This window comes from Pedobacter sp. UC225_65 (genome assembly GCF_042698365.1).
GTDB lineage: Bacteria > Bacteroidota > Bacteroidia > Sphingobacteriales > Sphingobacteriaceae > Pedobacter.
In genome coordinates, this window is record NZ_CP170550.1 from 2252764 (window position 1) to 2277915 (window position 25152).

General features: G+C 38.1%; 33 protein-coding genes and 5 pseudogenes. 9 read left to right on the forward strand and 29 right to left on the reverse strand.

The genetic code is table 11. The features are described 5' to 3' along the window. Positions 1–110 precede the first annotated feature (110 nt). From ACFJIZ_RS11780 to ACFJIZ_RS11820, 9 genes are all read left to right on the forward strand, one after another. Complete coding sequence (locus tag ACFJIZ_RS11780) at positions 111–812, forward strand: LytR/AlgR family response regulator transcription factor (protein WP_379094015.1); 702 nt, start codon at positions 111–113, stop codon at positions 810–812. Positions 813–1203: 391 nt separating this feature from the next. Then, on the forward strand, positions 1204–1905 hold the full coding sequence (locus ACFJIZ_RS11785) for an HAD family hydrolase (protein ID WP_379084060.1): 702 nt from the start codon (positions 1204–1206) through the stop codon (positions 1903–1905). Further along, on the forward strand, positions 1889–2515 hold the full coding sequence (locus ACFJIZ_RS11790) for a CatA-like O-acetyltransferase (protein ID WP_379084063.1): 627 nt from the start codon (positions 1889–1891) through the stop codon (positions 2513–2515). The genes ACFJIZ_RS11785 and ACFJIZ_RS11790 overlap by 17 nt, the downstream gene beginning before the upstream one ends. Positions 2516–2562: 47 nt before the next feature. Beyond that, positions 2563–3015 (forward strand): GyrI-like domain-containing protein, encoded by a 453-nt coding sequence (locus tag ACFJIZ_RS11795; RefSeq protein WP_379084066.1) that lies wholly within the window; start codon positions 2563–2565, stop codon positions 3013–3015. Between the two features lie 215 nt (positions 3016–3230). Next, entirely contained in the window at positions 3231–3947 is a 717-nt protein-coding gene (locus ACFJIZ_RS11800; protein ID WP_379084069.1) for a helicase HerA-like domain-containing protein, read from the forward strand. 23 nt (positions 3948–3970) lie between these two features. Next, on the forward strand, positions 3971–4801 hold the full coding sequence (locus ACFJIZ_RS11805) for a helicase HerA-like domain-containing protein (RefSeq protein ID WP_379084071.1): 831 nt from the start codon (positions 3971–3973) through the stop codon (positions 4799–4801). Positions 4802–4853: 52 nt separating this feature from the next. Next, positions 4854–5753 (forward strand): NDP-sugar synthase, encoded by a 900-nt coding sequence (locus ACFJIZ_RS11810; RefSeq protein ID WP_379084074.1) that lies wholly within the window; start codon positions 4854–4856, stop codon positions 5751–5753. Further along, the gene (locus ACFJIZ_RS11815) at positions 5744–6820 is read left to right on the forward strand and encodes a phosphotransferase enzyme family protein (RefSeq protein WP_379084077.1); all 1077 of its coding nucleotides are present in this window, start codon (positions 5744–5746) and stop codon (positions 6818–6820) included. The genes ACFJIZ_RS11810 and ACFJIZ_RS11815 overlap by 10 nt, the downstream gene beginning before the upstream one ends. 22 nt (positions 6821–6842) lie before the next feature. After that, entirely contained in the window at positions 6843–7538 is a 696-nt protein-coding gene (locus tag ACFJIZ_RS11820) for a TMEM175 family protein (protein WP_379084080.1), read from the forward strand. Between the two features lie 72 nt (positions 7539–7610). Here ACFJIZ_RS11820 and dnaK read toward each other — a convergent pair whose 3' ends face one another. The 29 genes and pseudogenes from dnaK to rplW form a co-directional block, all read right to left on the reverse strand. Further along, positions 7611–9518: a molecular chaperone DnaK gene (dnaK, locus tag ACFJIZ_RS11825; protein ID WP_379084083.1), complete on the reverse strand. Its 1908-nt coding sequence runs from the start codon at positions 9516–9518 to the stop codon at positions 7611–7613. Positions 9519–9798: 280 nt separating this feature from the next. Continuing rightward, positions 9799–11013 carry a class I SAM-dependent methyltransferase gene (locus ACFJIZ_RS11830; protein ID WP_379084086.1) on the reverse strand — a complete coding sequence of 405 codons (1215 nt, stop codon included), beginning with the start codon at positions 11011–11013 and terminating at the stop codon, positions 9799–9801. 115 nt (positions 11014–11128) lie between these two features. Then, a complete protein-coding gene (gene rplQ / locus ACFJIZ_RS11835) occupies positions 11129–11728 on the reverse strand; it encodes a 50S ribosomal protein L17 (RefSeq protein ID WP_379084089.1) in 600 nt (199 codons plus the stop codon). A 134-nt stretch (positions 11729–11862) separates the two neighbouring features. Then, positions 11863–12856, reverse strand: a pseudogene (locus ACFJIZ_RS11840) (DNA-directed RNA polymerase subunit alpha). A gap of 78 nt (positions 12857–12934) precedes the next feature. Continuing rightward, the gene (rpsD, locus tag ACFJIZ_RS11845; RefSeq protein ID WP_379084092.1) at positions 12935–13543 is read right to left on the reverse strand and encodes a 30S ribosomal protein S4; all 609 of its coding nucleotides are present in this window, start codon (positions 13541–13543) and stop codon (positions 12935–12937) included. A 67-nt stretch (positions 13544–13610) separates the two neighbouring features. Further along, complete coding sequence (gene rpsK / locus ACFJIZ_RS11850; protein ID WP_025145207.1) at positions 13611–14000, reverse strand: 30S ribosomal protein S11; 390 nt, start codon at positions 13998–14000, stop codon at positions 13611–13613. 152 nt (positions 14001–14152) lie between these two features. Then, entirely contained in the window at positions 14153–14530 is a 378-nt protein-coding gene (gene rpsM / locus ACFJIZ_RS11855; protein WP_055130463.1) for a 30S ribosomal protein S13, read from the reverse strand. 72 nt (positions 14531–14602) lie between these two features. Further along, positions 14603–14719 carry a 50S ribosomal protein L36 gene (rpmJ, locus tag ACFJIZ_RS11860; RefSeq protein WP_010599887.1) on the reverse strand — a complete coding sequence of 39 codons (117 nt, stop codon included), beginning with the start codon at positions 14717–14719 and terminating at the stop codon, positions 14603–14605. 1 nt (position 14720) lies between these two features. Then, the gene (gene infA, locus ACFJIZ_RS11865) at positions 14721–14939 is read right to left on the reverse strand and encodes a translation initiation factor IF-1 (protein ID WP_008244555.1); all 219 of its coding nucleotides are present in this window, start codon (positions 14937–14939) and stop codon (positions 14721–14723) included. 71 nt (positions 14940–15010) lie between these two features. After that, positions 15011–15796 (reverse strand): type I methionyl aminopeptidase, encoded by a 786-nt coding sequence (map, locus tag ACFJIZ_RS11870; protein WP_379084097.1) that lies wholly within the window; start codon positions 15794–15796, stop codon positions 15011–15013. Positions 15797–15867: 71 nt separating this feature from the next. After that, positions 15868–17205 (reverse strand): preprotein translocase subunit SecY, encoded by a 1338-nt coding sequence (gene secY / locus ACFJIZ_RS11875; RefSeq protein WP_379084100.1) that lies wholly within the window; start codon positions 17203–17205, stop codon positions 15868–15870. Positions 17206–17208: 3 nt separating this feature from the next. Beyond that, positions 17209–17655, reverse strand: a complete 447-nt coding sequence (gene rplO, locus ACFJIZ_RS11880) for a 50S ribosomal protein L15 (RefSeq protein WP_379084103.1) — start codon at positions 17653–17655, stop codon at positions 17209–17211. Between the two features lie 104 nt (positions 17656–17759). Beyond that, positions 17760–17939 (reverse strand): 50S ribosomal protein L30, encoded by a 180-nt coding sequence (gene rpmD / locus ACFJIZ_RS11885; protein WP_055130467.1) that lies wholly within the window; start codon positions 17937–17939, stop codon positions 17760–17762. Positions 17940–17943: 4 nt separating this feature from the next. Then, positions 17944–18462 (reverse strand): 30S ribosomal protein S5, encoded by a 519-nt coding sequence (rpsE, locus tag ACFJIZ_RS11890; protein WP_055130468.1) that lies wholly within the window; start codon positions 18460–18462, stop codon positions 17944–17946. Between the two features lie 18 nt (positions 18463–18480). Further along, positions 18481–18834: a 50S ribosomal protein L18 gene (rplR, locus tag ACFJIZ_RS11895; protein WP_055130469.1), complete on the reverse strand. Its 354-nt coding sequence runs from the start codon at positions 18832–18834 to the stop codon at positions 18481–18483. Positions 18835–18839: 5 nt separating this feature from the next. Next, positions 18840–19398, reverse strand: a pseudogene (gene rplF, locus ACFJIZ_RS11900) (50S ribosomal protein L6). Between the two features lie 18 nt (positions 19399–19416). Continuing rightward, on the reverse strand, positions 19417–19818 hold the full coding sequence (gene rpsH / locus ACFJIZ_RS11905) for a 30S ribosomal protein S8 (RefSeq protein ID WP_235524166.1): 402 nt from the start codon (positions 19816–19818) through the stop codon (positions 19417–19419). 155 nt (positions 19819–19973) lie between these two features. After that, positions 19974–20243, reverse strand: coding sequence for a 30S ribosomal protein S14 (gene rpsN / locus ACFJIZ_RS11910; RefSeq protein WP_055130472.1), 270 nt, complete (start codon positions 20241–20243; stop codon positions 19974–19976). Beyond that, positions 20243–20809: a 50S ribosomal protein L5 gene (gene rplE, locus ACFJIZ_RS11915; protein ID WP_055130473.1), complete on the reverse strand. Its 567-nt coding sequence runs from the start codon at positions 20807–20809 to the stop codon at positions 20243–20245. Before rplE ends, rpsN begins: the two co-directional genes overlap by 1 nt. Continuing rightward, positions 20809–21148: pseudogene (rplX, locus tag ACFJIZ_RS11920) on the reverse strand (50S ribosomal protein L24). The gene rplE and the pseudogene rplX overlap by 1 nt, the downstream one beginning before the upstream one ends. A gap of 1 nt (position 21149) precedes the next feature. Beyond that, positions 21150–21516, reverse strand: a pseudogene (gene rplN, locus ACFJIZ_RS11925) (50S ribosomal protein L14). Between the two features lies 1 nt (position 21517). Next, entirely contained in the window at positions 21518–21772 is a 255-nt protein-coding gene (gene rpsQ, locus ACFJIZ_RS11930; protein WP_055130475.1) for a 30S ribosomal protein S17, read from the reverse strand. A gap of 13 nt (positions 21773–21785) precedes the next feature. Beyond that, the gene (gene rpmC, locus ACFJIZ_RS11935) at positions 21786–21995 is read right to left on the reverse strand and encodes a 50S ribosomal protein L29 (protein ID WP_131555074.1); all 210 of its coding nucleotides are present in this window, start codon (positions 21993–21995) and stop codon (positions 21786–21788) included. A gap of 71 nt (positions 21996–22066) precedes the next feature. After that, positions 22067–22489, reverse strand: a complete 423-nt coding sequence (gene rplP / locus ACFJIZ_RS11940; RefSeq protein ID WP_055130477.1) for a 50S ribosomal protein L16 — start codon at positions 22487–22489, stop codon at positions 22067–22069. A gap of 35 nt (positions 22490–22524) precedes the next feature. Next, entirely contained in the window at positions 22525–23373 is an 849-nt protein-coding gene (gene rpsC / locus ACFJIZ_RS11945; RefSeq protein ID WP_055130478.1) for a 30S ribosomal protein S3, read from the reverse strand. 5 nt (positions 23374–23378) lie between these two features. Then, positions 23379–23741 carry a 50S ribosomal protein L22 gene (gene rplV / locus ACFJIZ_RS11950; protein ID WP_055130479.1) on the reverse strand — a complete coding sequence of 121 codons (363 nt, stop codon included), beginning with the start codon at positions 23739–23741 and terminating at the stop codon, positions 23379–23381. 7 nt (positions 23742–23748) lie between these two features. Continuing rightward, positions 23749–24015 (reverse strand): 30S ribosomal protein S19, encoded by a 267-nt coding sequence (gene rpsS / locus ACFJIZ_RS11955; protein ID WP_055130480.1) that lies wholly within the window; start codon positions 24013–24015, stop codon positions 23749–23751. After that, positions 24015–24838, reverse strand: a pseudogene (gene rplB, locus ACFJIZ_RS11960) (50S ribosomal protein L2). Before rplB ends, rpsS begins: the two are co-directional and overlap by 1 nt. Before the next feature lie 23 nt (positions 24839–24861). Then, positions 24862–25152, reverse strand: a complete 291-nt coding sequence (rplW, locus tag ACFJIZ_RS11965) for a 50S ribosomal protein L23 (RefSeq protein WP_379084113.1) — start codon at positions 25150–25152, stop codon at positions 24862–24864.

Here is a 25152-nt window from a genome sequence, read left to right on the forward strand (position 1 = left end):
AACTGATCTATGGGACACAGCACACTTTAGCCATTGTTGACCTTGTTGAAGCATACAACGTTAAACTAACCATTAACCTACATGAATAATTACGAAAAGAGATCAATTGTATTGTTGTTGACGATGAACCCTTAGCCATCGCCCTCTTGAGTGATTACATCAATAAAACCCCAGGTTTAACATTGACCGCTTCTACTTCAGACCCGATGAATGCTTTAAAATTGGCAAAGACCAGCAACATTGACCTTGTTTTTTTAGACATGCAGATGCCAGAGTTAACTGGTCTCCAGTTTATGAAGATCCTACAAAAAAAATGTATGGTGATCATTACCACTGCCTATAGTGAATATGCTTTAGAAAGTTACGACCACCATGTGGTAGATTATCTTTTGAAACCCATTACCTTTGATCGTTTTCTGGTTGCTGTAGAAAAAGCTCAAGAAAGATCGGCTAACTTGGTTACTCCAGTGCTGGCACAACCTACCCTACCTTTACAAAACCAATTCATTTTTGTAAAAACGGATTATAGGTTAGTTAAAATTTCTTTAGACGACATCTATTATCTGGAAGGGGCAAGGGATTATGTAATCATCCATACCCTAAATGAGCAGATCTTAACCTTACAAAGCATGAAATCGTTAGAGGACGAACTCCCAAGTGACCATTTTATGCGTATCCATAAATCGTATGTCATCAACCTCAATCAGATCAGTTTTATCGAACGCGGAAGAGTTTCTATTAACGAACAGCTCATCCCCATCAGCGACATGCATAAAGACCGCTTGCTCGAAAGGTTGAAATTGTTGCGCTAGGTCAATTTATGCTAAAAATAACTTCACAATAGGAGTTTGCATTAAGAAGTTTTTGGAACTTCTCAAGCCTAAGCACCACCTCAACGTTTTACTAAAAGCGGCCTTGGCCTGTTCGGAAAGCAGCAATAAGCCTGAGCATTTCCTTTAACAGAACAGGGCGCAGCCGTGGATTTTTTTGCATACTTTTTTCATCTACAGGAAAAAAGTATGTCCGCGAAGCGACAGCACCATCAAACAGTAGCAAAAACGATTGGTTTCAAGATCAGTCATTGATTATTCATATCCCAAACTTGTGCTAATTATTAATCGAACTCAGTTTATAGATTTTGCTACAGTTATTTCAGTAAAAGATAAATTTTATACTTTTACTTCCTTAAAAACACCAATACAAATGACCAATATCAAAGTAATCGCATTTGATGCCGATGACACTTTATGGGTAAACGAACCTTATTTTAGAGAAGCCGAAGAAAAGTTTTGCGCCTTGTTAGAAGATTACCTTCCAATGCATAGCGTGGCCAACGAACTTTTTAAAACAGAAATACGAAACCTACCTTTATATGGCTATGGTATTAAAGGTTTTATGCTTTCTATGATCGAAACGATCTTAGAAGTTACCGAAGGAACAGCAAGCCTCGAAATGATCAGCAAAGCCATCCAATATGGAAAGGAACAGTTGAACAAACCTATCGAATTATTGGATGGGATAGAACAGGTTCTTGAAACATTAAAAGGAAATTACCGTTTGGTGGTCGCTACAAAAGGCGACCTGCTTGATCAAGAAAGAAAACTACAGAAATCTGGTTTAGAAAAATATTTCCATCACATCGAGATCATGAGTGATAAGCAGGAAAAAGATTACTTGAAACTGCTGAAACACCTTGATTGCAGACCAGAAAATTTTTTAATGATCGGCAATTCGCTTAAATCTGATGTATTGCCAGTGCTACAGATTGGAGGAACTGCCATACATGTACCTTTCCATACCACTTGGGCACACGAAGAGATTGAGCACAATGTTGAACACGAAAACTTTACGCCTGTACAGACCATTACCGATATTTTACCCCTACTGAATGAGACACCTTTTTGATTTAGAAAATTGGCCCAGAAAAGACCATTTCAACTTCTTTAACAGATTTGAAGAACCTTTTTTTGGCGTAGTGGTAGATATTGATTGTACCATTGCTTATGACAAATGCAAAAGAGAAGGAAAAGGTTTTTTCTTATATTATTTACATCAGGCATTGACGACAGCAAATTCAATTGAAAATTTTAGGTTAAGGATTGAAGACGATCAGATTTATCTATATGACAAGGTGCACGCCTCAGCAGTAATTAATCGCCCAGATGGCACTTTTGGTTTCTCGTACATTGATTATGCTATTCAATTTGAAGATTTTCAAGTCGAGGCTCAAAAAGAAATACAAAGGGTTAAACAATCTACCGGACTCGTACCTGCAAGTTCAGGTGCAAATGTCATCCATATTTCAGCCATGCCTTGGTTAAAGTTTACCTCATTATCGCATGCACGAAGTTTTACCTTTAAAGATAGTTGTCCGAAATTTTCATTTGGTAAAATGACAGAGAACAAGGGCCAAAAATCAATGCCTATAGCCGTTCATGTCAACCATGCTTTAATGGATGGATACCAGGTGAGCCTGTTTATAGATGAGTTTCAACGCAGAATGAATTCGCTTTAATTTAAAAAATGCTACTTTAGTATAAATCCTTTTCTCATCAAAATGATATGGAAGTACAAGAATTTGAACTCATCGGTTTGTCACTGCCCAACAAAACAAGTAACCTCAACCAACAATCGATGATAGATTGTGGAAACCTCTGGCAAAGATTTGAGGCAGAAAATATAGCTTCCCAAATCCCAAATAAACTTGGTGAAGAAATCTATGCCGTTTATCATGACTATGATGGGGATTACACCCAACCTTACGCCTATTTTATTGGTTGTAAAGTAGCAAAAGGTACACTAACGCCAACAGGTTTGAGCAATTTGACCATCCCCAAAAACAGCTATCAAAAAATAATGGCCAAAGGCAAAATGCCCGATTGCGTAGCCGAAGTATGGGTAAACATCTGGAATACAAACCTCCCGCGAGCCTACGCCCCAGATTTTGAAGTATATGATGAGCAGAGCAAGGATTGGAGCAATGCCACCGTAGCGATCTACCTTTCTATAAAATAATGGTCTAAACCAAATACCTTTGTCATTACCATCCCTTGGTTCGTGTCGACACGAACCAAGAACAGGATATCGTCTTCACTGTAGACCTGATCATCCATTTTATATTCGCATTAAGAATGAAAAGCCTGCAAAGTAAAATAAAGCAGGACAATCGATAACATACCTTTCTCTTTCTGCTATTTCTTTCTTAATTTAAAGGCGAAAAACAAAAACCTATGAGTGATCAAAAGACCTTATTTATAGAAAAGATAAAAGCATCATACGCACCTACAGGAGCTTCTATTTATCTGGGTGCAGGCATTTTAGATGGCGAAGTATTGGCAGAGGCCGAGGTAAACCTGCCTTTACGGATGATGAACCGCCATGGCCTGATTGCAGGGGCTACAGGTACGGGTAAAACCCGAACCTTGCAACTACTTGCCGAGCAGCTTTCTGATGCTGGAGTACCCGTTTTCATGCTGGATGTTAAAGGTGATCTTTCTGGTCTATATCAGGCAGGAACAAGCAATCCGAAAATTGAAGACCGCGCCAAGCAGCTCAATAAGACTTTTACCCCTAGTGGATTTCCAATAGAGCTTTATTCTTTGAGTGGAAAAACAGGTGCACAGATGCGCGCCACGGTAACTGAATTTGGTCCCGTATTATTGGCCAAGATTCTCGAACTCAATGAAACCCAAACCGGTGTTTTGGCCGTGATCTTCAAATATGCCGACGATAACAAAATGCCAATCGTAGACCTAAAGGACTTAAAAAAACTATTAGGTTATTTGGCCGAAGGGGCTGGTGCTGCCGAAATCAAAAGCAGCTATGGTTCTATTTCTACAGCCACCTCTAGTACCATCCTGAGAAAGATTGTAGCCATAGAACAACAAGGTTTAGGCGGGATGTTTGGTGAGACCTCTTACGATATCGATATCTTTTTAACCGGATAGACGGCAAAGGTGTAATCAGTTTATTGAACATTGCCGATGTACAGAACCAACCTGTTTTATATTCTACTTTTTTATTGAGCTTATTGGCCGAAATTTATCAGTCGATGCCAGAAGCTGGAGATTTGGACCAACCCAAATTGGTCTTCTTTTTTGACGAGGCGCACTTACTTTTTAACGACGCACCCAAAGCGTTTTTAGACCAGGTGAATACGATCATCAGGTTGATCCGTTCTAAGGGTATTGGCGTATTCTTTTGTACACAATCGCCTATGGATGTTCCAGAAAGTGTTTTGGCACAACTGGGCAACCGCGTCCAACATGCTTTAAGAGCATTTACACCTAATGATGTAGATGCTTTAAAAAAGACGGTAAATACCTATCCTAAATCAGATTTTTATCAGATAGACAAAATGTTGACCGCTTTGGGTACCGGACAAGCTTTGGTAACCGTACTGAACGAAAAAGGAATCCCCACAGAAGTTGCTGCCACGATGTTAACACCACCACGTGCGGTAATGGGGCCAATGGCTGCCATAGATTGTGAACGGTTGATGCAGGCAAGCCCATTATTTAAAAAATACCAAGAGGAAATCGATTCTGTGAGTGCTTTCGAAATGCTTACAGATAAAATCAACTTGAAAATGGCTGAAGAAAATGAGGCCAAAGCCGTCGAAGAAGAACAAAAAAGAGTTGAAGCAGAAAGTAAACCAAAACCAGGTGAAAAGAGCATTGTTGAACAAGTAATGGGTGCCACGATTACCCGTCAAATCGGAAAGGAGATTGTCAGAGGTATTTTTGGGATGTTAACGGGCAAAAAACCTAGGACAAGAAGTGGTGGCATTTTTGGCTTTTAAAACTTACCTTTGAAACTACGATAAAAAGATTTTCCAATTCTAAATATACTGAATGAAACCCACTTTATTAATTTTGGCCGCTGGAATGGCTAGCCGTTACGGAAGTATGAAACAAATCGATGGTTTTGGGCCAAATGGCGAAACGATCATCGATTACTCTATATATGATGCAATCAAAGCCGGTTTTGGCAAAGTTGTATTTATCATCAAAGAAGAATTTGTAGACAATTTCAGAAGTATCTTCGACCCTAAACTGAAAGGGAAGATCGAAGTTGATTATGTTTTCCAAAATTTCGACCTGAAACAGTTCGGTATTGAAGAAGAAATATACAGAGAAAAACCATGGGGTACTGCCCATGCCATCCTATCTGGAAGAAAAACAGTAAAAGAACCTTTCTGTGTGATCAACGCCGATGATTTTTATGGCTTTGACGCCTATCAAAAAATGGTTGGTTTTTTAACTGAGGAAGCCAACGACAGTAATTATTCTATCATCGGTTACCAGATTGGAAAGACACTTTCTGATTTTGGAGCGGTATCTCGCGGGGTTTGTAAAGTTGACGAAAGTAACAACCTGGAAGAAATCATTGAACGCACAAAGGTTTTTGAAGAAAATGGCGTCATCGTTTACGAAGAAGAAGGCAAACAATATCCCTTAACTTTCGAAACACCTGTTTCAATGAATTTCTGGGGTTTTACACCAGCGGTCTTCAAGATCACCGAGGAACTCTTCAAAGAGTTTGCAATGGCCAATAAAGACAAACCTAAAGCAGAATTTTTTATTCCTTTGATCGGCGAAACTTTAGTTAAAAATAATACTGCAACTTTTAAGGTTGTACCAACTTCCAATCAGTGGTTTGGCGTTACCTACAAAGAAGATAAACCTTTTGTGCAAGCTAGCATTGATCAGCTGATCAAAGACGGAGCGTACCCTGAAAAACTATGGAGTTAAATATTGATGAAGATATTTTAAAGGCTTACGGATTTACTTTAGATATCGTTAATTTACAACAAATAGGTTCGGGCCACATCAACCGAACCTATTTGCTTTCTGCACTGCAAAACGACAAACAATACATTTTACAAAATATCAATGTACATGTTTTTAAAGACCCCTTTGCTATTGCAAACAACATTGAGGCTGTTGCCGATTATTTAAAGGCGAATAATCCAGATTATCTTTTTCCAGCGCCTATTCCAACACTCCATGGCGAATTGATGTTTGCCCACCATGGTGACTATTGGCGCCTGTTGCCTTTTGTAGCCAATACCATGGCCTATGACACCTTAAGCGACCCCAAACAGGCTTATGAAGCCGCCAAACAATTTGGCAAGCTGAGCAGGCTTTTAAATCATTTCGATACAGCTGTGCTCAAACCTACAATTCCTGGTTTCCATAATCTGTCTTGGCGTTACGAGCAATTTACCTTTGCCTTAAGTCAGGCTACAGCGGTATTAAAACAAAACGCCAATCATGAGATCGAGACCGCATTACGACATCATTTCATTGTAGATTACTACAAATCTTACGAACATCGAAAAGATTTCCCAAATCGGGTAATGCACCACGATACCAAGATCAGTAATGTACTTTTAAATGAAGAAGACAATACGGGTATCTGTGTAATTGACTTAGATACCTTAATGCCTGGCAAGTTTATCTCAGATTTAGGCGACATGATGCGTACTTATCTTTGTGCTTATGCCGAAAATGAGACCGACCTTAATAAAATAAAAATCCGATTACCTTATTTTAAAGCTACGGTTGAAGGTTATTTATCAGAAATGGCCAACATATTGACACCGACAGAAAAAGAACTCATTTTATTTTCTGGCAAGTACATTATTTATATGCAGGCCCTGCGTTTCTTAACCGATTACCTGAACGGCAGTATCTACTATCCTATTGCTTATCCAACGCAAAATCTAGACAGGACCAAAAACCAGTTGAAATTGTTGAATGAGCTATTTGAAAATGAGAAAATCCTTCAAGATATTATTGAAGAATGTTTATCTTAAGGCATAAATTATATGCTTCTATATGTCTCAGATCAACAATGAATTAAAAAAAGAATTTCAGATTGAAAGAATGATCTTATTCACAGATGCTGTTTTTGCCATTGCAATTACACTTCTGGTGATTGAAATTAAACCGCCCCATATTGTGCATGGAATGAGCGATCAACAAATTGTCATGCAGTTATGGAATCTTTTTCCCTTATTTATCGGCTTTATCATTAGCTTTTTTGTCATCGCCATTTATTGGCGTTCACATCATCGGTTATTTTCTTTTGTTAAAGATTACGATGATAGATTGATATGGTTAAATTTTCTTTTCCTGTTCACGATCATTCTGATGCCTTTTAGCTCTGCCTATTATAGCGAAAACACAGAACTGACTATTCCTTTCTATTTCTACTGCCTTAATGTTGCAGCCACAGGACTACTCAACTACGCGATGTTGAGTTATATCATCAAGCATAAAGGGAGAATCTCTGATGGTTTTGACGACCTCAAAGCACGTCGGTTGGCACGTTGGAGAACATTAACAGTTCCCTTCATTTTTATGTTGGGATTAGTACTTGATTTTTGTTTGCCTTCAGCCAATCATTTAAACATGATAAGTAGATTTGCACCCATGTTAATCTGGCCAGCTATTCTCATCTTAAACAGGACTTTTGGAAAGGTAAAGGAACTGGAATACCAGCCAAAACCAATTGTCAAACGTAAAAAATAACTGCATAAAAAAGCGTCGCTGAACTTAATCAACGACGCTTTTTATATAAACCCTAGACTTAGGGCTCAAGACTTATTTTTTCTCTTCGTCTTTTACTTCTTCAAAATCAACATCAGTAACAGTATCGCCACCTTGTTGCGCATCAGCTTGTGCTGCGCCTTCTGGTGCTTGTCCTTCCTGACCTGCTTTGTACATCTCTTCAGAAGCTACATTCCAAGCATTTTGCAATTCTTCTTGTGCAGCATCGATATCAGCAAAGTTACGAGACAAATGTGCTGCTTTTAATTTCTCTAAACCAGCTTCGATTGGCGCTTTTTTATCAGCTGATAATTTATCACCAAACTCTTTTAGTTGTTTCTCTGTAGAGAAGATCAAAGCATCAGCACCGTTAATTTTATCAGCTTCTTCTTTTGCTTTAGCATCAGCTTCTGCATTTGCTTCAGCTTCTTCTTTCATTTTTTTGATCTCTTCGTCAGTTAAACCAGATGAAGCTTCGATACGGATCTTTTGCTCTTTACCAGTAGCTTTATCTTTTGCACTTACGTGTAAGATACCATTGGCATCAATGTCAAAAGCAACTTCTACTTGAGGCACACCACGAGGTGCTGGTGGAATTCCATCTAAAATGAAACGACCAATTGTACGGTTCTGAGCAGCCATCGGACGCTCTCCTTGTAAAATATGGATTTCTACACTTGGCTGGTTATCAGCAGCAGTAGAGAAAGTTTCAGCTTTTTTAGAAGGGATAGTTGTATTTGCTTCAATTAATTTAGTCATCACACCACCCATGGTTTCGATACCTAAAGAAAGTGGGGTAACATCCAATAACAATACATCTTTAACCTCACCAGTTAATACACCCCCTTGGATAGCAGCACCAATAGCTACAACCTCATCAGGATTTACACCTTTACTTGGCTCTTTACCAAAGAAAGCTTTCACTGCATCCTGAATAGCAGGAATACGAGTTGAACCACCTACCAAGATAATTTCGTCGATATCACTTACTTTTAAACCTGCGTTTTTCAAGGCAGATTTACAAGGGTCGATGGTACGTTTGATCAAATCACCAGCCAATTGCTCAAATTTAGCACGGCTTAAAGTTCTAACCAAGTGTTTCGGACCGCTAGCATCAGCAGTAATATATGGCAAATTGATTTCTGTTGAAGTAGTGCTAGACAATTCAATCTTAGCTTTCTCAGCAGCTTCTTTTAAACGTTGTAAAGCCATTGGATCTTTAGCCAAGTCCATTCCATTTTCGGCTAAGAATTCTGCAGCTAACCAATCGATAATTACGTGGTCAAAGTCATCACCACCTAAGTGTGTATCACCATCAGTAGATTTTACTTCAAAAACGCCATCACCTAATTCCAATACAGAAACGTCATGTGTACCACCACCACAGTCAAACACAACAATTTTCATGTCTTTGTGTGCTTTGTCCAAACCATAAGCTAAAGCAGCTGCAGTTGGCTCGTTAATGATACGTTTTACAGTTAAACCTGCAACCTCACCAGCTTCTTTAGTCGCTTGACGTTGTGCATCATTAAAATAAGCGGGTACGGTAATTACAGCTTCAGTTACTTCTTGTCCCAAGAAATCTTCAGCAGTTTTTTTCATTTTCTGCAAAATCATTGCAGAAATCTCTTGTGGCGTATATTTACGGTCGTCAATTTCTACACGAGGCGTATTGTTATCACCTTTCACTACTTTATAAGGTACTCTAGCAATTTCTTTAGCCACCTCAGCATAGCTGCTGCCCATAAAGCGTTTAATAGAATAAATTGTTTTTGTAGGGTTCGTTATCGCCTGACGTTTAGCAGGTTCACCCACTTTACGCTCGCCGTTCTCTGCAAAAGCAACAATCGATGGCGTAGTACGTTTACCCTCACTGTTGGCTATAACTACAGGTTCGTTACCTTCCATTACAGAAACGCAAGAGTTTGTTGTTCCTAAGTCTATACCAATTATTTTTCCCATTTTAATATATATTTCTTTTAAATTTTTAATGTTTACAAGCTAATAACAAGCAATGTGCCAATTAGGTTTTGGCAGAAATAAGCACAAAAAAACTGTTAAAATGTAAAAAAACACCCCTTCCCCTGCTGACAGCTTGGCAGAATTAGGGCAAAAGGCAGTTGGTTGATGGGATTAAAGTTTTTTCAGAAACGAATGGCAGTAATGCTGAGGCAATGGCAGTCCTGCTGTTCGCTTTACTAGGTATCGCTGCCATCAGGTTTAATGTACAAAGGTAGCAGTACTAGCTAGGGATATCGAGACCTAAAAGTCTTTCCAGATGGTGATAACCAATTCCAAAATAGGCCTTGGTATCCTTTATTTTCGTTAAAATCTCTTTTTGCTCCTTGCTCATCAGACTCCCGATTCCCGACTTCTGACTTTTCTTCACCCCCACCACTAAAACATTCTTTGGCGTATGTGCATCAGAAATAAATTCAAACACCTTGGTTTTATAACCATAGTATTCCAAGATTAAAGCCCTTAATCCATCAGTTACCATTTCGGCTTGGCGTTCTAGAAATATACCGTACTTGGTTAAAAAAGAAACATCGTTTTTCACTTTATGCTTTTCTATCTCTCTTCTGATCTGTTTATGGCAACATGGCGCTACCACAATCAATTCGGCACCAGCTTGTATCCCTTTGTAAATCGCATCGTCTGTAGCAGTATCACAGGCATGTAAGGCGATCAGCAGGTTAATAGTTGGTACTGCATAATCTTCAATCGTTCCTTGTACAAAACCTAGTTGTTCGAAATTTGCCTGTTTGGCAATATCATTACATAGGCTAACCATGTCCTCTCTAAATTCTACACCGGTCACTTTCGCCTTTAGGCCCAATTGCTGATGTAGATAGTCGTACAAGGCAAAAGTCAGGTAGCCTTTACCAGAGCCCATATCCACTACATTTTGGATGGTCCCTTCAGGTAATTCCTTGATCAAAGAACTCAATATCTCGATGTATTGATTGATCTGTTTGTATTTATCTTGGGCATTTTTGAAAACATTACCCTCTGCATCAGTAATCTTTAAGGCCTGTAGATACGCATTCCCACTGGGTTTAATGATCCGTTTTTTCTCTTTATTATGTGCTAGATTAGGCTCAAGCTTAACATTCAGTGCTCTTTCCCTAATTCCGATGATTCCTTTTTTATTGTGCTCAATTACCACTTCTTTAGCTATGGTAAACAGCGTACAGATTTTGAAATCGTTGCTCAATAAATTCAATACTAGACTAACGCCATCTTCAATTTCATGGTTTTTAAAGATATCGCGTGTTTTATAGCGATAATTAAAAGAGAGCATATCCACTCTTTTGATCCTTACCTTCTTTACATAAAGATTTTTCAGTTCGCGATCATTACCTTGATAGTTCCCTAAAGAAAGTTTCACAAAGCTTCCATCAGCAATACTAGCTGTTAAGATTTCATTAAATTTCGTCAAACTGTCGTTGGTCATGCTCATCTTTATTTGAATTACAAAAATACACCAAATAAAATCAAAACGATTTGATAAGGCAACAAAAAGCCCCTTAAGAAATTCTCAAGGGGCTTTATATTTTTAGTTAAGATAACTATGCTTTTGGAGCTTCCTCATCAGCGTTAGCTTCTGGAGCAGCTTCTTCAGTTGCAGGAGTTTCTTCAACAGCTGGTGCTGCTTCTTCTTCAACAACAACTGCATCTTCAACTACAGCTTCTGCTTTAGGTGCTTTTTCAGCTTTCACTTCAGCAGCAGGGGCATCAGCTTTTTTGCTTTTGCTTCTACCTCTACGTGTAGTTTTCTTTTCTTCAGCAGCAGTATCTTTACCGTAAACTTCGTTATAATCTACCAACTCAATTAGTGCCATCTCAGCGTTATCACCTAAACGATTGTTTAATTTGATAATACGAGTATAACCACCTGGACGGTTGGCAACTTTAGCAGCTACGTCACGGAATAATTCTGTAACGGTTTCTTTATCTTGCAGATAAGAGAATACTGTACGACGAGAGTGTGTAGTATCATTTTTAGATTTTGTAATGATAGGCTCTACATAAACGCGTAAAGCTTTTGCTTTAGCTAAAGTAGTTGTAATTCTCTTGTGTTTGATCAAAGATGAAGCCATGTTAGCCAACATCGCTTTTCTGTGCGATGTAGTTCTTCCTAAATGGTTGTGTTTTTTACCGTGTCTCATTTTTTGTTTTGTAAAGTGTATACCGTCTCTATGAAATTAATCTGAGGGAATTATACACAGTGAATATTTAATTAATATTATATTCCGAGCCTTGAGCACAATTTCACAACTGAAACTCAAAACTGAAAACTGTTTTATTCTTCGTCTAACTTGAATTTAGAAAGGTTCATTCCAAACGATAATTGTTTAGATTTTACCAGTTCTTGGATCTCAGTTAAAGATTTTTTACCGAAGTTTCTGAATTTTAACATATCAGCAACATCGTAAGAAACTAGATCAGCTAAAGTGCGGATATCAGCTGCTTTTAGGCAGTTTAAAGCACGAACTGAAGAATCTAGATCAACCAATTCGGTTTTAAGGATTTTACGCATGTGTAAAATTTCTTCATCAACCTCTTTAGTTTCTTCTTTAGCTTGAGATTCTAATACTAGATTCTCATCAGAGAACAACATAAAGTGTTGGATCAAAATTTTAGCTGCTTCTTTTAAAGCTTCTTCTGGGTGGATAGACTCCATCAGTAGAAATATCTAAAATTAATTTCTCGTAATCTGTTTTTTGTTCAACACGATAGTTTTCAATCGTGTATTTTACATTTTTCATTGGGGTAAAGATCGAATCGATCGCAATTACACCAACTACTGTATCTGTAATCTTGTTCTCTTCTGCCGGAACATAACCACGTCCTTTATTAATAGTTAATTCTACTTCTAAAGTAACTGATTTCTCCATGTTACAGATTACAAAATCAGGGTTCAATACCTCGAAATTGTTAGAGAATTTTGTAATATCACCAGCTAAGAACTGATCTTGACCGTTAACGATGATGAATACTTTTTCTGAATCCCCTGAATCACCAACTTTCTTAAAACGAACTTGTTTTAAGTTTAGGATGATTTCAGTTAAATCTTCTACAACACCTTTCATGGTAGAAAACTCGTGAGAAACGCCTGAAAAACGAATACTTGTAATAGCAAAACCTTCTAAAGAAGAAAGTAAAATTCTTCTTAAGGCATTACCAATTGTTACACCGAAACCGGGCTCTAAAGGACGAAATTCAAATTGACCATCGAAATCAGTTGATTTCTGCATGATTACCTTATCGGGTTTCTGAAATGCTAAAATTGCCATTTATAATGTTTTTAGATCGTTATATTAATGTTGTGTAACGTAAAAAAGTTAAAGCCACTAGGGCTTTAACTAAGATTATTACTTAGAGTATAACTCTACTATAAGATTCTCTTTAATGTTTTCTGGGACCTCGTCACGGTTAGGATAAGTTAAGAACTTACCAGTTAACTCGCTTGCATTCCAATCTAACCAATTGAATTTATTGATTACTCTTCCTGCTACAGAATTTGTGATGGCTTCTAATGATTTAGATTTATCACGTACTGCGATGACGTCACCAGCTCTTAATTGATATGATGGAATATTTACAACCTCACCATTTACAGTTACGTGTTTGTGGCTAACCAATTGACGTGCACCTGAACGGGTTGGAGCAATACCTAGTCTGTATACTGTGTTGTCTAAGCGTGCTTCTAACAATTGCAATAAGTTATCACCAGTGATACCTTCGCGAGATGAAGCTTTAGTAAACAAGTTACGGAATTGTTTTTCTAACACACCATAAGTGTATTTTACTTTTTGTTTTTCCATTAACTGTACTGCGTACTCAGATTGTTTTCCTCTTCTTTTCGAAGCACCATGTTGGCCAGGAGGATAGTTTTTTCTGTCTAATACTTTGTCAGGACCGAAAATTGGTTCTCTGAACTTACGGGCGATTTTGGACTTTGGTCCGGTATATCTTGCCATTTTGTTTGTGATTTTAAAGTATCGTGCAACCTGAAGCTGCAGACTCTTAGCTTTAAAAAATAATTAATTAAACTCTTCTTTTCTTTGGTGGACGACATCCATTGTGTGGAAGCGGAGTGATATCTTTAATAGAAGTCACTTCGATACCTGCAACTTGCAAAGTTCTGATTGCAGACTCACGGCCTGAACCTGGACCTTTAACAAATACTTCTACTTTACGTAGACCTAAGTCGAATGCTACTTTACCGCAATCAGATGCAGCTTGGCCAGCAGCGTATGGAGTGTTCTTTTTAGAACCTTTGAAACCCATTTTACCTGCAGAAGACCATGAAATAGTTTGACCATTGTTATTTGTTAGGGTAACAATGATGTTGTTGAACGTAGCATTGATGTGCGCCTGACCAACAGACTCAATAACAACAATACGCTTTTTGGTAACTTTTTTACTCTTAGCCATTTTTTCTTTTAGATTTTAGATAGGAGAATTGAGATAAGAGAACTTTCTCTACCCCGGCACTCGCTATCTCATTTTTTATCTTTCTATTCCAGATCTGAGTAGCTTTTAGCTATGATTGCCACAGCTAAAACCTTACCTCTCCTATCTATCTATTATTTAGAAGCTTTTTTCTTGTTAGCAACTGTTTTTCTCTTGCCTTTACGTGTACGAGAGTTGTTTTTGGTACGTTGACCACGAACAGGTAAACCTTTTCTATGACGTAAGCCACGGTAACAACCGATATCCATTAAACGTTTAATGTTCAATTGAACCTCTGAACGTAAAGCACCTTCTACTTTGATGCCGTCGTTGATGATGGTACGTATAGCCGACAATTCATCGTCAGACCAGTCTTGTACTTTTTTGTTGAAATCAATACCAGCTTCAGTTAAAATATTCTGAGCGGTTGTTCTACCTATTCCGAAGATATAGGTTAGTCCGATTTCACCTCTTTTATTTCTTGGTAAATCTATACCTGAAATCCTTGCCATATTTATAAGTTGCTTTAAAATGAACGACCGAACGGCGGGCCACCGTTGTACGAATTCGTTCCAATGTTCTAATTACCCCTGACGTTGTTTGTATTTAGGATTTTTCTTGTTAATTACGTAAAGTTTACCTTTACGGCGAATAATCTTACAATCAGCGCTTCGTTTTTTAATTGATGACCTAACTTTCATTTTATTTATATCTATAAGTAATCCTGCCCTTTGATAAATCGTAAGGCGACATCTCTAATTTAACTTTGTCCCCAGGTAAAATTTTGATGTAGTGCATCCTCATTTTACCTGAAATATGAGCGATAATCTCATGACCATTCTCGAGTTCAACCCGAAACATAGCATTCGATAATGCTTCTCTTATTACTCCGTCTTGTTCAATTGAGGCTTGTTTAGCCATATTATATTGATTTTTACTTAATTAGCTGCGATTAAACAGGGTTGCAAAATTAAATAAAAATTTTTAATTTTTTACTTTTTTTCTTTTAAAACTTCTTCAATCAGTGAAAACGTCGATAAAACATCTGCTTTCCCCTTTTTGACAGCAACCGTGTGTTCAAAATGTGCCGAAGGTTTATTGTCTTTGGTAGTTACCGTCCATCCATCAGACCAAAATTTCACTGCAGCAGTTCCTGCATTGATCATTGGTTCGATAGCAATCACCATCCCCTCTTCCAATTTAACTCCACTTCCTCTTTTGCCATAGTTTGGCACTTCTGGTTTTTCGTGAAGTTTAACCCCAACACCATGTCCTACTAATTCTCTTACTACGCCAAAGCCATTTGTCTCTGCATGGTGCTGTACCGCAAATGCGATATCCCCAATCCGCATTCCAACAACTGCTTTTTCAATAGCCAAGTTTAAACACTCTTGTGTTACCTTTGTCAATTTCTGCTTTTCAGCATCAACTTCTCCAATAGAAAAGGTGTAGGCAGAATCTCCGAAGAAATTATTTTTGATTACACCACAATCAACAGAGATCAAGTCTCCCTCTTTGATTACGTATTCGTTTGGAAAGCCATGCACTACCTGATCATTGGGCGAAATACACAATGAGTTTGGAAAACCACCATAATTTAAAAAGGCTGGGATTGCTCCGTGGTCCTGAATAAACTCATAGGCTAATTTATCTAATGCGATGGTTGTGATACCTGGCGCAATGATCTTGGCAACTTCTGCAAGAGTCTTTGAAACAAGTAAAGAACTTTCTCTTATTAATTCGATCTCCTCCGGAGATTTATAATAAATTTTAGACATGTTTTTAAATTTTGAAGGAGTGAATTTTAGCTGATCAAATCAAGCTTATCACTCACTCCTTCTATCATTTCTTATAATGCAGCACCGCTACCACTTGCCGCAGGAATTCCTGTACGACCAGTTACTCTTCCGGTTTTCATCAAACCATCATAGTGGCGCATCAATAGATAACTCTCTACTTGCTGTAAAGTATCTAATACTACACCTACCAAGATCAACAATGATGTACCACCAAAGAAGTGTGCAAATTCTTGTTGTATACCAAGCTTAACAGCGAATGAAGGTAAGATGGCGATAATAGCCAAGAACAACGATCCTGGGAAAGTAATCTTAGAAATCACATCATCAATAAAAGAAGAAGTAGCTAAACCTGGTTTGATACCTGGGATAAAACCACCATTCTTTTTCATATCATCCGACATTTGGGTTGGATTAACTGTAATTGCAGTATAGAAGAAAGTAAATGCAATGATCAAAAATGCAAACGTTAAGCTATAAGTTAGCGAGGTAATATCAGTATACTGATGTAACCAGCTGTCTGTTAACTTAGGAAATACGCCAATCAAAGCATTCGGGATAAACATCAATGCTTGCGCAAAAATGATTGGCATAACACCAGCCGCGTTAACTTTTAATGGAATATATTGTCTTACACCTCCAACTTGTCTGTTACCAACAATCCTTTTAGCGTATTGTACAGGCACTTTACGTACACCTTGTACAATTAGGATGGTGAACATAATCACTGCAAATAAAGCAACAATCTCTAGTACAAGTCTGATTAGACCACCGTCATTACCAGTAAATACTGAACGTACTTCCTGATCGATAGCCATTGGTAAACGAGCGATGATACCCACCATGATGATCAATGATGTACCATTACCGATACCTTTATCAGTTATTTTTTCACCTAACCACATCACAAACAAGGTACCTGCTGTTAATACAAAGCCAGACAGCACATAGAACATTGCATGGTCTATCATGATGGCTTCTTTAGGAACCTGTGTTTTAACATAACCTACAGCTTGTACAGCGGTAATGGCTACAGTTAGGTAACGAGTAATTTGAGTTAATTTTTTTCTGCCACTCTCACCTTCTTTTTGCATTTTCTGGAAAGAAGGCACTGCAATACCCAACAACTGAACAACAATGGATGCAGAGATATAAGGCATTACACCTAATGCTAGGATAGATACTTTAGAAAAGGCACCTCCCGCAAACATATCTAACAAACCTAAAATGCCAGTTTTTTCGGTATTCACTAACTGAGCTGGGTCTACACCTGGTAGAACCACTTGACAAACGAACCTGTAGATTACAAGAATCATGAGCGTAAATAAGATACGCTCTTTTAATTCTTGTATTTTCCAAATATTACTGAAAGTAGTAAATAGCTTCTTCATTAATTACAATTTTACGATTGAGCCTCCAGCAGCTTCGATCGCTTTTTGTGCAGTTGCAGAAAAGGCGTGAGCTGTAACTTCTAATTTAGCTTTAACTTCACCACGACCTAAGATTTTCACCAAGTCATTTTTTGAAGCTAAACCATGCTCTTGTAAAGCAGCAAAATCAATACTTGTTAAGTTGAATTTTTCTGCTAAACCTTGTAGTACGTCTAAGTTAACGCCAACATATTCTGTACGGTTGATAGGTTTGAAACCTACTTTAGGCACACGACGTTGTAATGGCATCTGACCACCTTCGAAACCGATTTTGGTTGAGTGACCAGAACGTGAACCAGCTCCTTTATGACCACGAGTGGAAGTACCACCACGACCAGAACCTTGACCACGACCAATTCTTTTAACTTTTTTGATAGAACCTTTTGCAGGTTTTAAATTACTTAAGTTCATTTTTTAAACTTTTGTGCTGCCCTTCGCTTTCACTAATCAGGAACAGCGATAAATAAATAAAAATCTGCTTAGGGCATTTTGTACACCTAAACAGATTTTAATAATTAAATAGTCTCTATAGCTACTAAGTGATTAACTTTTCTTACCATCCCAATAATGGCAGCGTTAGCCTCAACTTCTACACTTTGGTTCATTTTAGTTAAACCTAAAGCTTTCATTGTTCTTTTTTGGCGTTCGCTTCTATCGATAATGCTTTTTACTTGGGTAATTTTAATTTTAGCCATGATATTATCCGTTAAAAACTTTGTTTAAATCCACACCACGGTGCTGTGCTACTGTATAAGCATCACGCATCTTAGTTAAAGCATCTACTGTTGCTTTTACCACGTTGTGAGGGTTTGATGAACCTTTTGACTTTGCTAATACGTTGTGTATACCAGCACTCTCTAATACTGCACGCATTGCACCACCAGCAATTACACCGGTACCTACTGCTGCAGGTTTGATCAGAACGAAACCTCCAGAGAATTTACCGATCTGCTCATGCGGTACAGTACCATGCAAGATTGGAACTTTAACCAAGTTCTTTTTTGCATCGTCGATACCTTTTGCAATTGCTTCAGTAACCTCTTTCGCTTTACCTAAACCATAACCAACAACACCTTGCTCATCTCCAACAACTACGATAGCTGAGAAGCTGAAGGTACGGCCACCTTTGGTTACTTTGGCAACACGTTGTATGCTAACTAAACGATCTTTCAATTCGATTTCGCTAGTCTTAACTCTTTTTATATTGATAGTTGACATCTTATCCTATTTCTTAGATTAAAATACTAAACCAGCTTCGCGGGCACCATCTGCCAACGATTTAACACGACCATGGTATAAGTAACCATTTCTGTCGAAAACAACTTCTTTAACACCAGCTGCGATCGCTTTTTCAGCAATTAACTTGCCTACTGCAGTCGACTGATCAGATTTGTTTCCTTTACCAGTAAAATCTTTAGATAAAGATGATGCTGAAACTATTGTATTACCAGTTACATCGTTAATGATTTGAGCATAAATACCTTTATTGCTTCTATAAACTGATAAACGTGGACGGCTCTCAGAACCAGTAAGTCTTTTTCTGATACCTTTTTTGATACGATCTCTACGAGATAATTTTTTTCCTGCCATTTTAATTATTTTTTAGAAGCTGATTTACCTGCTTTTCTTCTTAACACTTCACCAACAAACTTGATACCTTTACCTTTGTATGGCTCTGGTGTACGTAACGAACGGATTTTCGCTGCTACTTGGCCAATCAATTGTTTATCGATACTCTCTAAAATGATTTTAGGAGTCTGACCTTTTTCAGATGTGGTGGTTACTTTAATTTCTTGTGGCAATTGGAACACATAATGGTGAGAATAACCTAAAACTAAGATCCAAAGTATTACCTTGGTTAGTAGCACGGTAACCCACACCTACTAATTCTTGTTCTATTTTATAACCATCTGTTACACCAACAACCATATTATTGATCAAAGAACGATATAAACCGTGTAAGGCTTTATGTCTTTTTTGCTCAGTTGGACGGCTTACTGTAAGTATACCATCTTCTTGGCTTATAATAATATCAGCGTCTACCGCTTGAGTTAATTCTCCTTTAGGGCCTTTAACAGTAACTACGTTATCTTTTGATACGGTAACAGTTACAGCTGCAGGTACATTAATCGGGTTCTTTCCTATTCTTGACATTGTGCTATCCTCCTTTAATTAATAAACGTGACACAATACCTCACCGCCAATGTTCAATTTGGCTGCTTCTTTATCGGTCATTACACCTTTAGAAGTAGATAAGATTGCGATACCTAAACCATTCAATACTCTTGGCATGTTTTCTACACCTGCATATTGTCTTAAACCTGGTTTGCTGATACGGGTTAACGTACGGATAGCAGAGATTTTAGTAATTGCATTGTACTTTAAAGCGATTTTGATTACGCCTTGTGCATTAGTGTCTTCAAACTTGTAGTTTGCGATGTAACCTTTATCAAAAAGAACTTTTGTAATTTCTTTTTTCAGGTTTGATGCAGGAATCTCAACGATTCTGTGATTTGCCTTGATGGCATTTCTTACCCTAGTCAGGTAATCTGCTATTGGATCTGTATTCATTATTATTGATTTGTGATAGTGGTTTCCTTCCGTTACCCAACGGTGGGACCTGCTATCGGTTAAAATTCTAATTGTTGTTATATACTAATGAGCTATAAGCTGTAAGGGCTGCAAAAGTACAACTTACAACTTATAACTCAAAACTTATAACTTCTTTATTACCAGCTAGCTTTTCTAACTCCAGGAATTTTTCCTGCTAAAGCCATATCGCGGAATAAAACCCTTGATATACCAAAGGTACGCATATATCCACGAGGACGACCAGTTAACTTGCAACGGTTGTGCAAACGTACAGCCGATGAGTTTTTTGGTAACTTGTCTAATCCTTCGTAATCACCTGCAGCTTTTAATTCTGCACGTTTATCTGCATATTTAGCCACCAATTTTTGGCGCTTAATTTCGCGAGCTTTTACACCTTCTTTTGCCATTATTGCTCTGTTTTTTGATTTTTAAATGGTAATCCAAATTGTTTTAAAAGTTCCAATGCTTCAACATCAGTGGTAGCAGAAGTTACAAATGTAATGTCCATACCTAAAATCTTGCTGATTTTGTCGATGTTGATCTCTGGGAAGATGATTTGCTCAGTAACACCTAATGTGTAGTTACCTTTTCCATCAAATCCTTTGTCATTGATACCTTTGAAATCGCGGATACGTGGCAAAGCTACGGAAATTAATCGATCTAAAAACTCATACATGTTGTTATCACGTAAAGTTACTCTTACACCAACTGGCATACCTTTACGCAATTTGAAGTTTGAGATATCTTTTTTAGATTTTGCTCCTACTGCTTGTTGACCTGCAATGGTTGTCATTTCTAAGATAGAGCTATCCATAACTTTCTTATCAGTTACAGAATAACGGCCAACACCTTGGTTGATGGCAATCTTCTCTAATTTAGGAACCTGCATGATGCTTTTGTAATTGAACTTATCTTTAAGAGCAGTTACAATTTCCTCTTTATATTTACTTTTTAATCTTGGTACGTATGCCATTATTTGATCTCCTCCCCTGATATTTTAGCAACTCTAACTAATTTTCCGTCAGCGTTTAATTTACGACCAACACGGGTAGTTTTACCAGATTTTGGATTCAACCAACTGTACGTTAGAAATATGAAGAGCAGCTTCTTTTTTAATTATACCACCATTTGGTGCAGCAGCATTTGGTTTAGTATGTTTTGATACAAGGTTGATACCTTCTACAACAACTCTACTTTTGGCAACAAGTACTTCTTGTACTTTACCTTGTTGGCCTTTTGAATCGCCAGCTATAACCTTTACTAAATCTCCTTTACGGATTTTTACTTTGGCTTGTGTTACTTTATTTTTCATATTATAATACCTCCGGTGCTAATGATACAATTTTCATGAATTGTTTTTCACGCAGTTCTCTCGCTACCGGGCCAAAAATACGTGTACCACGTGGCTCGTCTTGTGCATTCAACAATACTGCTGCATTATCATCAAAACGAATATAAGAACCATCCTTACGTCTGATCTTTTTTGGTTCTTACTACAACTGCTTTAGAAACTGTTCCTTTTTTAATGTTACCAGATGGCAAAGCGCTTTTTACAGTAACAACAATTTTGTCACCTATTGAAGCATATCTTTTGCCAGTTCCACCAAGTACACGGATAACCAATACTTGTTTTGCGCCGCTATTGTCGGCTACGTTTAATCGTGATTCCTGTTGTACCATCTTATTTAGCTCTTTCTAAAATTTGTACCAATCTCCAGTTCTTGTTCTTACTCAGCGGACGAGTCTCTTGTATCAATACCGTATCACCGATACCACATTCGTTTTTCTCGTCATGAGCCATAAATTTGGTAGTTTTCTTAACAAACTTACCATAGATCGGGTGTTTCACTTTACGCTCAACCGCTACAACAACAGATTTATCCATCTTGTTGCTTACCACCAACCCGGTTCTTGTTTTTCTTAATTGTCTTTCCATTTCGACTCTAAAGTTATTTAGTTTCAGTTGCAGACTGAGCTTTAAGCTTAGTCAATTCAGTGTTTAATCGGGCAATATCTTTTCTTACCTTATTGATACGGGTAGGATTTTCTATAGCCGAAATTGTATGTGCAAATTTTAACTTTACCAAGTTTTCTCTTTCTTCTGCAATCTTAGCTACTAGTTCTTCTTGTGAAAGCCCTATGATTTCTGAGTTCTTCATTTTATTATTTTTTATGTTCGGGTCTAGCGGTTATAACAACAAGTTATTTACAACATTGATCCTAAACTTTTTTATGCTTCTACGTAATCTCTACGTACTACAAATTTTGTTTGAATTGGTAATTTCTGAGCGGCTAATCTCAATGCTTCTTTAGCAACTTCTAAAGGCACACCTTCTGCTTCAAAAATTATACGTCCGGGTCTAACAACGGCTACCCAATACTCAGGCGCACCTTTACCTTTACCCATACGTACCTCAGCTGGTTTCTTAGTTACCGGTTTATCCGGGAATATTCTAATCCAAACTTGACCTTCACGTTTCATGAAACGAGTTACCGCAATACGGGCTGCTTCTATCTGGCGACTTGTGATCCAAGTTGCCTCTAAAGATTTAATCCCGAAAGAACCGAATGACAATTCAGCACCACGAGTTGCTAAACCTTTCATTCTGCCTTTTTGCATCTTTCTGAACTTCGTTCTTTTTGGCTGTAACATTTTATTTTAATATTATCGTTAAACGATCTTGTTAACTATTTGCGTGGACCTCTATTGGCACCACCACCTTTATTATCTCTTCCAGCTCCAGCGCCGCCTTGACCCGGACGACCACCGCTATTGCGTTTGTCATTCCTTCTGTCGCCACCGCCTCTGTTGTCTCTACCACCATCTCTGCCACCAAAAGCACCTTGAGGTCTGTCGCCACCTTTACCTGGAGCATTGCTCGCAGCACCGATGTTTGGAGAAAGATCACGTTTACCGTAAACTTCACCTTTACAGATCCACACTTTAACACCTATTTTACCATAAGTAGTTAAAGCTTCTGCTAATGCATAGTCAATGTCAGCACGGAAAGTATGCAAAGGAATTCTTCCTTCTTTATACTGTTCGCTACGAGCCATCTCAGCACCACCTAAACGACCTGAAGTCATTATCTTGATACCTTCTGCACCCATACGCATTGTTGATGCGATAGTAGATTTCATTGCTCTACGGAATGAGATTCTAGCCTCAAGTTGTTTTGCAACACCTTCTGCAACCAATTGTGCATCAAGCTCTGGGCGTTTAATTTCAAAGATGTTGATCTGAATTTCCTTTTTAGTCAATTTTTTCAACTCTTCTTTGATCTTATCTACCTCTTGGCCAGCTTTACCGATCACAATACCTGGACGAGCAGTGTGGATCGTAACAGTGATACGTTTTAACGTACGCTCGATTACCACTTTAGCTACACCACCTTTTGCGATACGTGCAGAAAGATATTTTCTTATTTTTTCGTCCTCAACTAATTTATCAGCATAGTTGTTGCCACCGAACCAGTTAGAATCCCAACCTCTGATGATTCCTAACCTGTTACCTATTGGATGTGCTTTTTGTCCCATTTCTGTTAATTAGTTTGAGTTTCAACGTTTTTACTATCTACTACCAAGGTAACATGGTTTGAACGCTTACGTATTCTGTAACCACGGCCTTGAGGAGCTGGTCTTAATCTTTTTAACTGACGACCACCGCCTACCATTATCGTTTTCACGTATAATTGGTTTTCTTCAGGGCGAGAACCTTCATTTTTAGTTTCCCAATTTTTGATAGCTGATAATAATAGTTTCTCAACTCTTATTGCTGCGTCTTTATTGGTAAATTTTAAAATATGTAAAGCTTTCTCTACACGCTCACCTCTGATTAGATCTACAACCAAACGCATCTTACGTGGTGAGGTTGGACAATTGTTTAATTTCGCTACTGCTTCCATCTCTTAATTATTTTTTCTTATCAGAGTGACCCCTAAATGTTCTGGTTGGAGCGAACTCTCCTAGTTTGTGACCAACCATGTTTTCTGTTACGTATACCGGTATAAATTTATTACCGTTATGTACTGCAAATGTATGACCAACAAAATCTGGTGATATCATTGATCTGCGAGACCAAGTTTTGATCACAGACTTTTTGCCTGAATCATTCATAGAGACTACTTTCTTCTCTACGTTATGGTCAATATAAGGTCCTTTTTTTATCGAACGAGCCATTATTTCTTCCTTTTCTCTATGATGAAACGATTTGAGTATTTTTTAAGTGTACGGGTTTTGAAGCCTTTAGAGTAAACTCCGTTTCTTGAACGAGGTTGACCTCCTGAAGAGCGACCTTCACCACCACCCATCGGGTGATCTACTGGGTTCATCGCTACTGGACGAGTTCTAGGGCGACGACCTAACCAACGGCTACGTCCTGCTTTACCTAATACTTCATTAGCGTGATCAGAGTTAGAAACCGCACCAATTGTTGCTAAACAAGTAACTAAGAGATACTTACCTCACCTGATGGCATTTTGATTGTTGCATATTTACCATCTCTAGCTGCAAGCTGTGCATAAGCACCTGCGCTACGTGCCAATTGAGCACCTTTACCAGGATGAATTTCTAAATTGTGTACAATTGATCCCAATGGGATATTTGACAATTTCATAGTGTTACCTACTTCTGGAGTAGCTTTATCACCCGAAAGCACTGTCTGTCCTACTTGCAATCCCTCAGGAGCAATAATGTAACGCTTCTCGCCATCTGCGTAGTGCAATAATGCAATACGAGCGGTACGGTTTGGATCGTACTCAACAGTAGCTACTGTTGCAGGGATATCAAACTTATCACGTTTAAAATCAATTAAACGGTAAGATTTTTTGTGACCACCGCCCATGTAGCGCATAGTCATCTTTCCTGTATTGTTACGACCTCCCGATTTCTTAGAAGATACAACCAATGATTTTTCGGGCTTGGTTGCTGTAATCTCCGTAAAGCTTGCGCCTACCCTAAAACGGGTTCCCGGAGTGACTGGTTTAAATTTTCTTAAGCCCATAGTTATAAATTATTCAATTCTTATTAAATATTCGCGTAATAATCTATTGTTTCGCCATCTTTCAATGTTACAATAGCTTTTTTGTATTTCGGGCTACGTCCCGATACTAAACCACCTTTAGTGTTTCTAGATTTAACTTTACCTACAACAACCATTGTGTTCAAGGCAACGACGTTAACTCCATACATTTGTTCGATGGCCGATTTAATCTGCAACTTGTTAGCTCTGTGGTCTACTCTGAAAGTAAAACGGTTAGCTTTTTCAGTTAATGCAGAAGCTTTTTCGGTTAATATTGGTTTTTGTAAAATTTCCAT